The 12,245-nt window shown below is 41.0% G+C and carries 12 protein-coding genes and 1 pseudogene; 3 read left to right on the plus strand and 10 right to left on the minus strand.

What is annotated here, in order from left to right; genetic code table 11:
- Positions 1–155 precede the first annotated feature (155 nt).
- The 7 genes from pepF to PVE40_RS02005 form a co-directional block, all read right to left on the minus strand.
- Entirely contained in the window at positions 156–1,973 is a 1,818-nt protein-coding gene (pepF, locus tag PVE40_RS01975; protein ID WP_274730188.1) for an oligoendopeptidase F, read from the minus strand.
- Between the two features lie 88 nt (positions 1,974–2,061).
- Positions 2,062–3,105, minus strand: a complete 1,044-nt coding sequence (locus PVE40_RS01980; protein WP_274730189.1) for a competence protein CoiA — start codon at positions 3,103–3,105, stop codon at positions 2,062–2,064.
- Between the two features lie 53 nt (positions 3,106–3,158).
- A complete protein-coding gene (locus PVE40_RS01985; RefSeq protein ID WP_274730190.1) occupies positions 3,159–3,581 on the minus strand; it encodes an HIT family protein in 423 nt (140 codons plus the stop codon).
- An 83-nt stretch (positions 3,582–3,664) separates the two neighbouring features.
- The gene (locus PVE40_RS01990) at positions 3,665–4,315 is read right to left on the minus strand and encodes an adaptor protein MecA (protein WP_274730191.1); all 651 of its coding nucleotides are present in this window, start codon (positions 4,313–4,315) and stop codon (positions 3,665–3,667) included.
- 253 nt (positions 4,316–4,568) lie between these two features.
- Positions 4,569–5,684 (minus strand): lactate oxidase, encoded by a 1,116-nt coding sequence (locus PVE40_RS01995; RefSeq protein WP_274730192.1) that lies wholly within the window; start codon positions 5,682–5,684, stop codon positions 4,569–4,571.
- A 36-nt stretch (positions 5,685–5,720) separates the two neighbouring features.
- Positions 5,721–6,428, minus strand: a complete 708-nt coding sequence (locus tag PVE40_RS02000; protein ID WP_274730193.1) for an LrgB family protein — start codon at positions 6,426–6,428, stop codon at positions 5,721–5,723.
- Positions 6,421–6,819, minus strand: a complete 399-nt coding sequence (locus PVE40_RS02005) for a CidA/LrgA family protein (protein ID WP_274730194.1) — start codon at positions 6,817–6,819, stop codon at positions 6,421–6,423. The genes PVE40_RS02000 and PVE40_RS02005 overlap by 8 nt, the downstream gene beginning before the upstream one ends.
- Before the next feature lie 217 nt (positions 6,820–7,036).
- Between PVE40_RS02005 and PVE40_RS02010 the strand changes: the two genes are divergently transcribed.
- Positions 7,037–7,924 carry a LysR family transcriptional regulator gene (locus PVE40_RS02010; protein ID WP_274730195.1) on the plus strand — a complete coding sequence of 296 codons (888 nt, stop codon included), beginning with the start codon at positions 7,037–7,039 and terminating at the stop codon, positions 7,922–7,924.
- A gap of 63 nt (positions 7,925–7,987) precedes the next feature.
- On the opposite strand, the gene spxA is transcribed toward PVE40_RS02010, so the two are convergent.
- Positions 7,988–8,389: a transcriptional regulator SpxA gene (gene spxA, locus PVE40_RS02015; protein WP_274730196.1), complete on the minus strand. Its 402-nt coding sequence runs from the start codon at positions 8,387–8,389 to the stop codon at positions 7,988–7,990.
- A 334-nt stretch (positions 8,390–8,723) separates the two neighbouring features.
- On the opposite strand from spxA, the gene trpS reads away from it, so the two are divergent.
- Positions 8,724–9,716, plus strand: coding sequence for a tryptophan--tRNA ligase (gene trpS, locus PVE40_RS02020; RefSeq protein ID WP_274730197.1), 993 nt, complete (start codon positions 8,724–8,726; stop codon positions 9,714–9,716).
- Positions 9,717–9,940: 224 nt separating this feature from the next.
- Here the strand turns inward: trpS and PVE40_RS02025 are convergent, their stop codons facing one another.
- Both PVE40_RS02025 and PVE40_RS02030 read right to left on the minus strand, forming a co-directional pair.
- Complete coding sequence (locus tag PVE40_RS02025) at positions 9,941–10,957, minus strand: lipoate--protein ligase (RefSeq protein ID WP_274730198.1); 1,017 nt, start codon at positions 10,955–10,957, stop codon at positions 9,941–9,943.
- Positions 10,958–10,998: 41 nt separating this feature from the next.
- Complete coding sequence (locus PVE40_RS02030; RefSeq protein ID WP_274730199.1) at positions 10,999–11,739, minus strand: MBL fold metallo-hydrolase; 741 nt, start codon at positions 11,737–11,739, stop codon at positions 10,999–11,001.
- A 248-nt stretch (positions 11,740–11,987) separates the two neighbouring features.
- On the opposite strand from PVE40_RS02030, the pseudogene PVE40_RS02035 reads away from it, so the two are divergent.
- Positions 11,988–12,245: pseudogene (locus tag PVE40_RS02035) on the plus strand (IS30 family transposase); the annotation flags it as partial.

Consider the following 12,245-nt stretch of genomic DNA (forward strand, 5'->3'; position numbering starts at 1 on the left):
GGCCGGAGGGCATTTCCTTCGCCAACACCCAATACGGGGGCAATTAAAAATGCCATGCACAACAAACGTTATACATGGCATAAACTATTTTGTTTTTTTACCTGTCTACTTGACAGGGGGCAGTTCATTTTTATCGCTAGCCTTTCTTTTCTTCTTTAGGATTGGCTATCTTCAATCAATTTTTCTAATTCATCGAGACGGCTTTCGAAAACTTTCATCGCATCTTCAATGTAGGTAGCTTCTGTCATATCTACGCCGGCTTTTTTCATTACTTCAATCGGATAAGCACTGCTGCCTGATTTCAGGTATGTTAGATATTTTTCTAAAGCATTTTCTTCACCATCTAAAATGCGTTGTGCTAACGCTGTTGCTGCAGAGAAACCAGTTGCGTATTGATATACGTAGTAGTTGTAGTAGAAATGCGGAATTCTGGTCCATTCTAAGGCAATTTCTGGATCTCTTTCTACAGCCGGTCCATAATACTTCGCATTCAAGTCGCCATAGTAGTCTGTCAATAATTCTTGCGTTAACGGAATTCCTTCTTGTGCTTTTTGGTGAATGAAGTGTTCAAATTCAGCAAACTGCGTTTGACGGAAAATGGTTCCTTTGAACCCATCTAAATAGTGGTTCAGGATGAAGATTCGTACGTTTGGATCTGTTTGTGTTTTCAACAAGTAGTCCGTTAAAATATTTTCGTTCGTAGTAGAAGCAATTTCTGCCAAGAAAATAGAATAATCGCCGTATGCATACGGTTGATTGTTACGGGTAAAGTAACTGTGGACACTGTGTCCTAATTCATGAACCAAGGTATAGAAATGATTCAAGGAATCTTGCCAGTTCATCAAGATATACGGGTTTGTGTCATAAGCACCTGATGAGTAAGCACCACTTCTCTTGCCTTCATTCTCGTGCCAATCCACCCAGCGGTTCTCAAATGCTTCTTTCAAAATTGTTTGGTACTCTTCGCCTAATGGTTGAAGAGCTTTTAGTGTTTCTGCTGTTGCTTCTTCGATGGTATATTCAATAGGAGCTTTCCCGGTTAATGGTGTATACATATCGTACATATGCAAGGTATCCACATTCAATAACTTTTTGCGAAGCTCTACATAGCGGTGAAGGAGCGGCAAGTTTTTGTTCACTACATCTAGCAACGTATCGTATACGCTCTCTGGAATATGGTTATTCGCCAGAGAAGCAGCACGTGCAGAAGGGAAATTCCGGACTTTCGCTTGGTAGTTATGCGCCTTTACGTGCGTTCCCAAGGTAGTCGCAAATGTATTTTTCAAACCTTCATATGTTTTGTATAACGTTTTGAAAGCTTCTTCGCGTACTTCGCGGTTGGTACTTTCCATTAGTTTCCCAAATAGTCCATGAGACAACTTCACTTCATTGCCCTCTTCGTCTTTTACAGTTGGGAACTCGATATCCGCGTTATTTAAAACGGAGAAGGTACGGCTCGCACTAGAGAAAATTTCGGACGCTCCGGCTAATAATTCTTCTTCTCGTGCACTTAACACGTGCTCACGTTGTGAAGTCAAATCATCCAGCATGTGACGGTAAGGAGCTAACCCTTCGTTTTCATTCAAGTATGCTTCTAATGTTTCTTCTTCCATTTCTAATACTTCTGGGTTAAACCAAGAACTTGCTTCCCCTAACTGGGTTAGTACCGCTATCGCTTTGTCATGCAAAGTCTGATACGTGCTATTTGCTGTATCTTGGTCATTTTTCAAATGAGAGTACACGTATGCGCGCTCTGCCTTTTGATTTACTTCTAGAATGGTTTCGATTCCCTTTAATAGGGCATCGCTGCTTGTTCCTAGAGTTCCTTGCAGTCCTTTTACTTCTTCAGCTAAGGCACTGATTTCTTTTAATTCTGTTTCAAACGCTTCGTCTGATGTATAAATAACGCTTAGATCCCACGTCATTTCAACCGGAACTTCGTCACGCTTCGGTAATTGCTTTACTTCGGCCATTCGTGTTGCCTCCTCAATCAATTTTAATAATACCTATTGAATATCTTATCATAATCTCATCATTTTAGAAGAAAAGAGAACCAATTGTTTAGAAAATTTTTAGTACTTGCCATACTTCGGGAGCGATTTGCTGCAACCGCCCTCTTTTTTCCAATTCCTGTACGAAATCAAAGAGCGGTTTAGACTTCACATCTTCCGCTACAAACAACATGGGCGAAGAAAACATTGATCCAGCATATTGGGCAACTTCCTTTCCCTCTATCACTCCTTCTCTTCCCTCCAACCATCTCAAAAAATGATACTTCCAAATATAAGTCGGGCCGGCATCGGGTATTGACTTCGTAGGAACGGTAAATAACCAATCCGGTAAAGTTTGAAGAGGCTGCTTTGCGAGGTACAGTTCTTCCAAGAAGAGCCGGTGCCGCTCGTCCCGCCGTTGAAGAAGAGTCATTCGTTTACTCATTGCCATGAAGTCGTACGCTCGCGTTGGGACCGGATAACGCCCTCGTCCTTCATATGAATTTTTCATCTGCTCAAAAGTAAGAGAACTTAACCTTCGGGTACTTTTGAGGCTGATTAACCGGTTTCTTCTATTAAAATGGATGTGCTGATAAGAACATAACTCATCCCGCATACTATCGAAGGTCAGGAACCCATATCCTGCCTCCTTGCCATAATGAAAGAACCGACTCTGCTTCTCCATTAAGGTATCTTTCAGCTCATACTCCTTTCCGCACAACCAAATCACTTCATACCCCGCCTTCAAATACCCGTTTGTTCGCTCTACCAATCGTTCCGTTTGAATGGGACTGCATTGATACTCAAGAGCAATATTCCCTCCTACCAATAAGTCGGGCCGTTGTTTCAGCTCCGGCAGCCAAGCTTCCATTTCTACTTCTATTCCTTGGTCGACTAGCCACTGGAATAATTGTTGCTTCCCTAACAAATGAGCCTGCGTTTCTCCTTCTGAAAATTGATGGCATTCGGCATGTGCATAATGACAGAAGTGAGCCAGCTTCCTTCCCCCTTTCTTCAAAAACACTGGTTCCTTGCATCCAGGACACTGCACAGGACCTGTTTCCCATTCCTCCGCACTAATGCGCTGGCGTTCTTTTGTTTCTGCATAAAACATAAAAAATCCCCTCCTACATATAAATATGCAAGGAAAAGGGATTTCCGTTTTAATTATGCTAAATATTTTCGTAGAGCAGCAGCGATTTCCTCATACTCACCATCTGACAAGGTTGTTTGACCAGGATTCATCGCAAAAGGTGCATTCCATTCAAATTCATCTTGATACTTCGGTACCAGGTGGAAATGTAAGTGATGTCCTGTATCGCCGTATGCACCGTAGTTTACTTTATCAGGATGGAAAGCTTGATGTTGGGCGTTGGCTACTTTCGCTATATCACTGAAGAACCCATTTCGCTCTTCTTCCGTTAATTCGGTCAGTTCACTTACATGGTGCTTGGAAGCTACAATAACACGACCACGATGGCTCTGTTCCTTGAACACGTAAACCTTGCTATACGCTCGTTCTGCAGCAGGATACCCAAACGCTGCAAGCAGGTCTCCCTCTACAAAGTATGCACAATTCTCATTCTTCATTTTGACCACTCTCTTTCCTTCGAATACTGTATGATAGCATAAAAAATAGACTCCTACCGTTTCCAGTAGAAGTCTCTTGAAATTTATTTGAAATAGCGTTTGGCTGTTGCTAGCGCATCGTCTGTCATGATGATTTTTCCGTACTCACCTAATACTTCTGTTGAAATATCAGATTCTTCACCAAATTCTAGCGCAATGGTTATTTCGGTATCTAGGTTGGTTTCTACCATATCATCGATAAAGAATACAATCGATAAATAATAATGGTCTTCATAGTGATAAAGAGTGGATAGGCCGCTCTCAAGGTGAAAACGGTGAGCCGCTTCAACAAAATCCTCGAAGTCTTTGAATTGAATCAACACTTCCAACATCCCTAATTCTTCGTCGAAGTGACGAGTCTCTTTAGGTTCGTCTGCCTCATCAATATGACTTTTGATGTAGTCCATGACGTGCTCTGCAGGATTTAGATCTAAATCATAGGAATCGAAGACATCATCGTCCCCTTTACTAATGAACAATTCTAGGCCGTTCCCATTGGGTAGTACTTGGAAAGTTATTGCATCTGATTCATGAAACTGATTATCAACGTCTACTTCCTCTAAAATACTATAGAAAAAGCTTTCAATTTGCTTCTGATTGCCCAATAAATCCAAGAATGTGATGCCACGTTCTTCTAGATCCGCATTTTCAATCAAGACGCGAATTGTGTTTTCGTTAATGTTTTCCATTTCCATGATGCTACACCTCTTTTCTCTTTCCTTGCTCCCTATCTATATTGTATCGGATGCGATCTAAATATAAAAGTAAAAAAACTCAGGCTGTGGACGACAACGAGCGACGAAGAAAATAGTCCTCTTTCTTCTTTCGCATGTCTTACTATTATACTAGAATGGACGATAAAATTCAATCCAGATAAAAGAAGGAGAAAGGGAACCATTCTCTCCCCTTTCTCCTTCTCTATCAATTCTCTGATTTCATTGATTCTTCTTAATCTTTCAAATCAATCAATGTTGTTTTCTTAATGTCTTCAATCGTTTGTGTACCAGCTAGTTGCATAACGCGCTTCAAGTCATTCTCAAAGTATTCCAAGACAGAACGCACGCCCTTCCAGCCACCTAATGCTAAACCGTACAATACCGGACGACCAACTACAATAATGTCTGCACCGCTAGCGATTGCCTTAAAGATATGTTCTCCACGGCGCACACCACTGTCAAATACGATTGGCACACGGCCAGCTACTGCTTTTGAGATGCTCTCTAACATATCAAACGATGCAGGTGCTCCGTCTAATTGACGACCACCGTGGTTGGAAACCCACACACCGTCAGCACCAGCACCGATTGCTAATACAGCATCTTCTGGTGATTGGATTCCTTTAACAAAAACAGGTAGTCCAGAGTAGTCTTTCAAGAACTTCACGTCACGTGGACTAATTTTTTGCTTCGATTGTGCGTAAATGTTGTTCAAGGACATGTTTTTACCAGAACCAGTCAAGTAACGAGATACAATCGGCATGCCGAATGGATACACGAACTTATTGCGGATGTCGGTTTCGCGGTTTCCGCTTAACGTTGCATCTGCTGTTAAAATGATGGCTGTTGCGCCGTCTGCCTTTGCTTCATCGATAATGTTTCGGTTGAAGTCGTCATCTTTACTCATGTAAATTTGGAACCAACGTGGGCTGCCGTTTAGTCCTTCTTCGATTTCTTCAAACTTCGCTCCAGAATAAGCACTGATTGACATGATGGTTCCGAATTCAGAAACCCCTTTTGCTGTTCCTGCTTCTTTTGTTGCATGTGCCAAACCATGTGCCGCAATAGGAGCCATGATGAAAGGTACTTTGATGTCGTGGCCTAAAATAGAAGTAGAAAGATCTGGATTTTCCACGTCAGCTAGAACACGAGGCAAAATGCCTTTGTGGTTCCAAGCTTTTGTATTTTGGCGCAAGGTGTATTCATCACCTGAGCCACCGGAAATGTAACCAAATCCGCCTGCTGGCATTACTTCACGCGCACGGTCCTCTAATTCATATGTATTTACCACGTCAATATCTTGTACCACTGTTGGTGCATCATAAGTAATTGTTTGTTCCATTGTCATATTGATAACCTCCGCATGTTTTATGATTTTATATTATTAACCAAAAATAAGATGAATCAGTGGCTCTGCAAGTGGAGCCAAAGTAACAACAACAATCCCGGTCACTACAATCGACAGACCTGACATTGCTCCTTGTACATCTCCTAGTTCAATTGCTTTCGCTGTTCCCATTGCATGGGCACTTGAACCAAGCGCAACACCTTGAGCAACCGGATCATGTATTTTCATGATACGGAACAAGGTTGGTGCAATTACGGAACCGATGATACCGGTGAAAACCACTACGGCAACCGTAAGTGATACGATACCGCCTAAGGATTCAGAAACGCCGACAGCAATTGCGGTAGTAATCGATTTAGGGAATAAGGTGGCTGCCATTTGCTCATCAAAGGAGAACAAAATGCCAAGTCCAATAATCATTACCGTATGCAGGACTACCCCAGAAATAATTCCAGTTAAAATGGCACCGTAATATTTCTTCAAGTAGATAAAGTTTTTCTCTAATTTAATCGCTAGCGCGACTGTTGCTGGTGTCACGAACATCCCGATGAGTTGTCCGCCAGACTGATACGTTTCGTAAGGAATGTTCGTCAGAAGCAATAATACAATGATTCCGACAATTGAAAATAATAACGGGTTAAATAGAGGGGTCGCCCACTTCTTCTGTAACTGCGCTGCTCCCAAAAAGAAAGTACCTGTCAGGACAATCCATAAGAATGGACTTTCGATTAATGTATCAAACATGCGTATCCATCCCTTCTGAAACAGCACCATCATTCTTTCGTTCTGCACGTTGTTTAACGAATTGAACGAGCTTTCCAACAAATGCCATCATGATTGTGGTCGTTACCAACATGATCACCAGTAATTGCACCCACACTTGACCTAACACATCAAAGTTTGTCATTAAGCCAACTCCTGCTGGAACAAAAAAGATTGCCATATTGTCCGTCAGCCATGTTCCAACCTCATCCACTTGCTCCATCTTGATCCATTTGAAATGGAGAGCAAAGAAGAGAAGCACCATCCCTATTACACTACCTGGAATGGCTACGATTTCAGCTATTGCTGTTGAAACGATTTCTCCTAACAAGGCAAATAGGAAGATCCAAAATAATTGTTTTATAATTCTCACAGATACCCTCCTCTTAAAAGAGTAATTTCATTTATTGAATGCACTGATTGAAAGCGATTTATCAACAACACTATCCTAACATAGAATCTTGCCTGTGTCTCATATCGCTTTTTTATGGTATCATAAGTATTATTTATGAAATGCCGCATTGTTATACATATCGCTTATGTGTAGTTATTCACATATCAGACACATTTCAATCAGGAGGAGAATCTCATTGAACTTACAGGACTTGGCTTACTTCACTCACTTAGCCGAGAGCTTAAACTTTACTGCGACTGCTGAGCACTTTTATGTTTCTCAGCCTTCTATTTCAATGGCTCTTAAGCGGCTAGAAACAGAACTGGATACGCCTCTCTTTGATCGAAGGAAGACGCTGAAGAAAATGCGCCTCACCCCTGCTGGATCGATGCTATATAAAAGTTCGAAAGAAATTTTAACAATTTTAGATCAGACCCAACAACGAATCCAAGACCTGCAGCAGGAAAATGTCTACTACGGTTTCTTGCCGACGATTGGCGGTTACTTTTTACCGAAGATTTTGCCCAAACTGAACCGTTTTACGAAGTCCTTGAAGCTGATTGAAGAAGAAAGTTCCGATGTGATGTTGAAACTCGTCCAGCAAGGAAAAGTTCCGATTGCTATCCTTGGACACGATACCCCTTATATTATGGATAATAAGATGAAACAAATTCGCTTATTGGAACAAGAAATTGCTCTCTGGGTCTCAAAGAGCCACCCTCTCGCCGGCAAGGAATTTGTTACTGCTAAGGAAATTCAGGAAGAAGTACTGATTTCCTTGTCTGAAGGCTATACCCACCAACGTATTTTTGAAAAATGGGGACAAAGCTTAGGTATTAAAGAACCGAATATTGTTTATGCAAAGGAAATTAAGACCGTACAATCCATTGCTGCATCCACACAAATGGTGGCGTTTATGTCAGATATATTGCTTGGAGAACGTACCGATTTAGTCCGGGTACCCATTCAAAAGCCGCCAAAATTTTATGTTAGCTTAATTATCAACACCGAAATAGAGAACAATTATATCCAACAGGAGTTTCACGATGCCATCATCGATGTGATTACCAAAGATTTCCTGTAAAGCTTCTTGAACGCAAAAAACATGCCCGGAAATCGGACATGTTTTTTTATTTTGTATGTATTCTTAATAAAAGTTCGCAAGTTCTTGCGCTTTTCTCAATTCAATAGCGCGCACTTCTCTTGGCAAGAAACGACGAATTTCATCTTCGTTATATCCAACTTGTAATCGTTTATCATCAAGAATGATTGGACGGCGCAATAAGCCTGGGTTATCTTGGATTAGTTTGAATAATGTATTCAAAGGTAAATCGTCGAGATCCACATTCATTTCTTGAAAAGCTTTTGAACGAGTAGATATAATTTCTTCTGTGCCTTCTTCTGTCATTTTCAAGATCCCTTTGATCTCTACTTCTGATAGAGGTTCTGAAAAAATATTACGCTCCGTATAAGCAATATCATGTTCTTCCAACCACGCTCGCGCTTTACGACAGGATGTACAACTTGGTGAAGTGTATAGAGTTACCATAGATGAATCTCCCCTTTCCTATAAGCAATCGTCTATTATGAAAACCAATTTGCTTTACAAGACTTATTATAACCCAGGTTTAAAAGAATTGCTAGCGTATTCAAAAAAAAAATTACACTTTTTGTCAAAAGTCGTTCATAATTAAAAGTTATTTCGCCACATTTAATGGTCTAAATGTTGATTTAATAATGTTTTTAGATACCTTTATTATTTTCAATTTATAATGATTACAATCTAACTTTTTTGCCTCTCTTCACCCCCTCTCCCAAAAATCAGTGTTAATTCCGCCTAAATACGCTATAATAGAAAAGTAAAAATAGGAGAGTGATTTGGATTGAAGAAGAAAGTATTTTCTGGCGTACAACCAAGCGGGATTCCTACTATCGGAAATTATATCGGAGCGATGAAAAATTTCGTAACCTTGCAAGATGAATATGAATGCACCTACTGCATCGTAAATCAGCACGCAATCACCGTTCCCCAAGATCCCCAAGAATTAAAAGAAAGAACAAGAGGACTGGCTGCTTTGTACTTAGCCTGTGGCCTCGACCCAAAAAAATCAATTATTTTCGTGCAATCTGAAGTGCCGGCACATGCTCAGGCGGCTTGGATCGTTCAATGCAACACCTACATCGGTGAATTGGAGCGAATGACCCAATACAAAGATAAATCTGCGAAGCAAGAAGCCGTGACAGCTGGATTGTTAACGTACCCACCTCTCATGGTCGCAGATATTATTCTCTACCATAGTGCCCTTGTTCCGGTTGGGGAGGACCAAAAACAACATCTGGAATTAACACGCGATTTTGTTCAACGCTTCAATAACCGTTATTCCAAAAAGAAACCATTATTGGTTATGCCGGAGCCTTATATTCCAAAAGAAGGCGCGCGCATTATGAGCCTGCAAGACCCAACTAGCAAGATGAGTAAATCCGACACAAACCAAAAAGGATTTATTTCCATGTTGGATACACCTGCAGCTATTCGTAAGAAAATTAAGAGTGCCCAAACGGACTCCAGCGGCAAGATTGAATATGACAAGGAAAACAAACCTGGTATTTCAAACTTGTTAACAATTTTCTCCGCATGTACCGGTCGTTCCATCAAAGAATTGGAAATCGAGTTTGCAGACAGCGGCTATGGAGCCTTCAAAGAACAACTAGCAGATGCAGTCATTGCGGAGCTAGAACCGATTCAAAACCGTTATTACGAGCTACTGGAATCGGATGAATTGGATGAAGTACTAACAGATGGTGCTAAACGAGCAGCTGTCATCGCAAATGAAACATTAGCGAAAATGGAAGCAGCAATGGGTTTAGGTAGATAAAGATTGTATGGAAAAGCCACTCATTTCTCTTTTGAGAAATTGGTGGCTTTTTCGATAGTGAAGTGGAGTTTAGGACCTGTTAAGAAAAGTAGATTGGAATGTTCGCGTTGCTCCTCATTGGCTCTGGAGCGTTCGTAGCAGCCCAGGATGTATTGGGCACTGAGTCAATGAAATAAAAAATGGTTCACATCATCCTATGCCGGATGGCGTGAACCATTTTTGGTTTATTCCTCGCGGAAGATTCCTTCAACGAGTTCTTCTGCTGTAACATTCCCAAAGTATTTCTTCAAATCTAATTCAGCGAATGCAGCAGTTAGTTCTTCTTTGTTATACTTGGTGCCTACTAATGCTTCTTCTACATCAGAAATTTCGCCAAGACCGAAGAAGTCACCGTAAATTTTCGCTTGGGCAATTTTCCCACTAGCAATATTAAAATGGAAATCAATGGAACCGATTGGATAACGACGGCGAATTTGAATTTCAAATTTTGGTGAGTGACCATAATTCCAATCCCAATTTCCGAAATATTCATCACGAATTTCATAGACGCGTTTCCAGTCTTCTTCTGTTAGGTGATATTCTTTTACGTCTTCACGTTTTTCCACATCAAAAATATGCAACAGCATGAGATCACGGAATTCTTCTGTAGTTAAGTTTTGGTATTTTTCGTCGAGGAACGGTTTGATATTGGTAACGCGGCTGCGAATCGACTTGATTCCTTTTGATTCAATCTTGTCCTTACGCGGTTTCAAGGCACCTGTTACAGCATGCAAATCTGAATCAAATAAAATTGTTCCATGGGCAGTCATACGTCCATTTGTCGCATACATTGCATTTCCGGAGAATTTCTTCTCACCGATTGTAAGGTCATTTCTTCCTTTCAACGCTGCATCTTTCACGCCCATTTTGTGCAGGAATTCAATAACCGGTTCTGTAAATTTTGAAAAGTCACGGAACGAGTTGCCATCATCTTCCGTGATGAAACAGAAGGAAAAGTTCCCAAGGTCATGATACACGGCTCCGCCACCGGACATCCGCCGCACCACATGAATATTATTTTCTTCCACGTACGTTTGATTGATTTCTTCAATCGTATTTTGATTTACCCCAATAATAATAGACGGTTCATTAATGTAGAAAAGTAAAGTCGGTTCATCAAGTACTTTTTCTTTCAACAAAAAGATTTCTAAAGCGATGTTTACACTCGGATCAAAATGGTTTTCATTATCAACAAAATACATCGTTTACGTTCTTCCCTTCTATACGGTAATGGTTGGTCGTACTAGATTTGAATGATCTGGTCTTTTTCTGCTAAAGCGACTCGAACATTTGGCGCAGCTGCCTTCGCTTCTAAAAGAAGCTTCTGCCAGTCTCCGTTCGGTGGCAAATGGGTCAGGATCAACTCATTCACTTGTGCTTTTTCGGCGATTTCTCCTACTTCTTGAGAAGTCATATGTGCATGGTGTCCTTCTTGTCCGCAGTATAAGTTCGCATCTGCCAAGAATAGATCCGCGTCTTTTGTAAAGGAAATGAAGTCCTCCAGATACCCAGAATCTCCTGTAAAGACGAACTTCTTTTTCGTTTCCTTCTCGGTAATCGCTAATGCGTAGCATGGAACAGGATGAATGGTCTTTAAGAAATCAATTTGGAACGGTCCTATTTCAATCGGTTGATCACCCGTATAATCGATTCCCTGACTCGCCCCTTCGTTATCGCGCAACGGATGCAAGGACGACTCAGCATGACCATAAATAGGCAAGATTCTCTTTTCTTTCCCATCTGTTCTTTGCTTCAGCAAGAAAACATGCTGCAAAACGCCTAAATCAGCGATATGATCTGGATGATAATGCGTCAAAATGACAGCGTCCACATCTAACGGATCCATGTGCTTCTCTAGCGTTAAGACAGCTTGGCTCCCTACATCAATTAGCAAACGAAAATCTCCTGCTGTCAACAAGTAAGAAGTCGTGCCAATCCCGTTCGATGGATAACCACCCATAAAGCCTAAAATCGTTAATTCCATTCCTTTACCTCCTTTATCATGGTTCTAGCTTATTATACCATGTGCTACCGAAAGCGAGGACTTAGAAGAAAAAGTAATACAGATTTCAAAAACTGTTACGACTTCGTTCAATTCTTTTTTAGTATATCATTCTTTCTACCTTTTGCTTTAAAAACGTCGATTGTAAAATTAAGCTAGACAAATAAATAAGCCATTCGTGGTACACTCAAAATGTAATTCCGCCAAAGAATACATAGGAGTGATCACGAATGACCTACACCCATCTTAACACGGATGAACTGGTGATGATAGAAGCTTATTACCATCAAAACATCGCAGTTACGACAATATCCGGCCGGTTAAAACGTTCCAGAATGACGATCTACAATGTCATAAACTTTTTGAAAGAAGGCCATACGGCCTTGGAATATTACCAACAATACAAGCAAAACAAGCAGCGTTGCGGAAGGCGCAAGGTTGTCCTGCCCGAGGAACAACAGGTCTACATCACTGAAAAAGTCGCACAG

This window comes from Jeotgalibaca caeni (assembly GCF_028863945.1).
GTDB classification, from domain to species: Bacteria; Bacillota; Bacilli; order Lactobacillales; family Aerococcaceae; genus Jeotgalibaca; species Jeotgalibaca caeni.

Bases quoted from the DNA above. Each gene is read 5' to 3' on its own strand.
- pepF (WP_274730188.1), bottom strand. From the start codon at position 1,973: ATGGCCGAAGTAAAGCAATTACCGAAGCGTGACGAAGTTCCGGTTGAA.
- PVE40_RS01980 (WP_274730189.1), bottom strand. From the start codon at position 3,105: ATGTTTTATGCAGAAACAAAAGAACGCCAGCGCATTAGTGCGGAGGAA.
- PVE40_RS01985 (WP_274730190.1), bottom strand. From the start codon at position 3,581: ATGAAGAATGAGAATTGTGCATACTTTGTAGAGGGAGACCTGCTTGCA.
- PVE40_RS01990 (WP_274730191.1), bottom strand. From the start codon at position 4,315: ATGGAAATGGAAAACATTAACGAAAACACAATTCGCGTCTTGATTGAA.
- PVE40_RS01995 (WP_274730192.1), bottom strand. From the start codon at position 5,684: ATGACAATGGAACAAACAATTACTTATGATGCACCAACAGTGGTACAA.
- PVE40_RS02000 (WP_274730193.1), bottom strand. From the start codon at position 6,428: ATGTTTGATACATTAATCGAAAGTCCATTCTTATGGATTGTCCTGACA.
- spxA (WP_274730196.1), bottom strand. From the start codon at position 8,389: ATGGTAACTCTATACACTTCACCAAGTTGTACATCCTGTCGTAAAGCG.
- PVE40_RS02025 (WP_274730198.1), bottom strand. From the start codon at position 10,957: ATGTATTTTGTTGATAATGAAAACCATTTTGATCCGAGTGTAAACATC.
- PVE40_RS02030 (WP_274730199.1), bottom strand. From the start codon at position 11,739: ATGGAATTAACGATTTTAGGCTTTATGGGTGGTTATCCATCGAACGGG.